2 protein-coding genes are annotated in these 1,374 nt (G+C 76.3%); both read left to right on the forward strand.

Going from position 1 to position 1,374, the window contains the following annotated elements:
- On the forward strand, nt 1-472 hold a 472-nt coding region (locus ACFWEG_RS29040), incomplete at its 5' end, for a peptidoglycan-binding protein (protein ID WP_387221105.1).
- 198 nt (nt 473-670) lie between these two features.
- Nucleotides 671-1,339: an HAD-IA family hydrolase gene (locus tag ACFWEG_RS29045; protein ID WP_387221108.1), complete on the forward strand. Its 669-nt coding sequence runs from the start codon at nt 671-673 to the stop codon at nt 1,337-1,339.
- The last annotated feature ends 35 nt before the right edge of the window (nt 1,340-1,374 follow it).

Genomic DNA, 1,374 nt, shown 5'->3' on the forward strand with positions numbered 1-1,374 from the left:
GTCGGCATCGGCGTCGTCGTCCGCGTCGGCCTCGGCCTCGGCCTCGGCGAGCGCCTCCGCGGCCGCCTCCTCGCCGAGCAGCGCGTCCCCGTCGGCCTCGAAGGCGCCGGAGGCGAGCGCGTCCGCCGCGACGCCGTCGTCCGCCGCGCCCCCGCCGGCCGACGCGCCGGCCGCGGAGGCCGCCCCGGCGGGGCCGACGCTGAACCCGGGGTCCCAGGGCCCCGAGGTGGTCGAGCTGCAGCGGCGGCTCTGGCAGCTGGGCGCGTACCGCGGGCGGGCCGACGGCGACTACGACGAGGGCGTCGAGATGTCGGTCGTCTTCTTCCAAATGAACCGCGGGATCACCGCGGACCCCTCCGGGGTGTACGGACCCGAGACGCGGCGGGTGCTGGAGGAGCTGACGCAGGAGCCGTCGGGCGACCCGGACGGGGACTCCGGCGGGGATCGCGACCGTGGACGGGGCGACCGCTGACGGTTGCGCGGGGCGGGCCGCGGTGACGGGTTCGCGGGGCGGGTTCGCCTTTGCGCCCCCACTTTTGTACTCTGATGAAACAAAGTGGCCCCGCCCGCACTCCCTGACCGGCGGGCGGGACCGCTCTGTCCTCGTTCGCGCCCGCTCGGGCGCGCCTCTCGCGCCCCGGGCCCCCTTCACTGGTTTCGGAGTTCGCCGATGTCGGAGACCACCGCCCGCACGCTGACCGGCAGCGCCCTCCTGCTCGACATGGACGGCACCCTGGTCAACTCCGACGCCGCGGTGGAGCGCATCTGGACGGGCTGGGCCGTCGCCCAGGGCCTCGACCCGGCGGCGGTGCTGAAGGTCGTCCACGGCCGTCAGGGCTACGCCACCATGGCCGCGCTGCTGCCGGAGCGGCCGATGGAGCAGAACTACGCGGAGAACCGCGAGATGCTCGCCGCCGAGACCGCCGACACCGAGGGCGTCGTGCCGATCCCGGGCGCGCCCGCGTTCCTCGCCGCGCTCGCCACACTGCCGCACGCGCTGGTGACCTCCGCGGACCTCGCGCTCGCCACCGCGCGGATGACCGCCGCCGCGCTGCCGATGCCGGTCGCCCGGGTCACCGCGGAGAGCGTCGGCGAGAGCAAGCCGCACCCGGAGGGCTTCCTGAAGGGCGCCGCCGAATTGGGCTTCGAGCCGGCCGAGTGCATCGCGTTCGAGGACTCGGAGGCGGGGATCGCGGCGGCGAAGGCGGCGGGGATGCAGGTCGTGGGGGTCGGGCCGCGGGCGGCCGCGCTGGCCCCGACGGCGCACGTCGCCGACCTGACCGGGCTTCGCGTCGAGGCGCTGGCGGACGGGCGGATCCGGCTGCACGTGGCCGGCTGAGTTCCGGCGTACGAGGAGGGCGGCCCGTTCCGGGC

The sequence above is a fragment of the Streptomyces sp. NPDC060194 genome (genome assembly GCF_042728285.1).
Taxonomy (GTDB): domain Bacteria; phylum Actinomycetota; class Actinomycetes; order Streptomycetales; family Streptomycetaceae; genus Streptomyces.

Coding starts and splice junctions, on each gene's coding strand:
- ACFWEG_RS29045 (WP_387221108.1), top strand. CDS start 671: ATGTCGGAGACCACCGCCCGCACGCTGACCGGCAGCGCCCTCCTGCTC.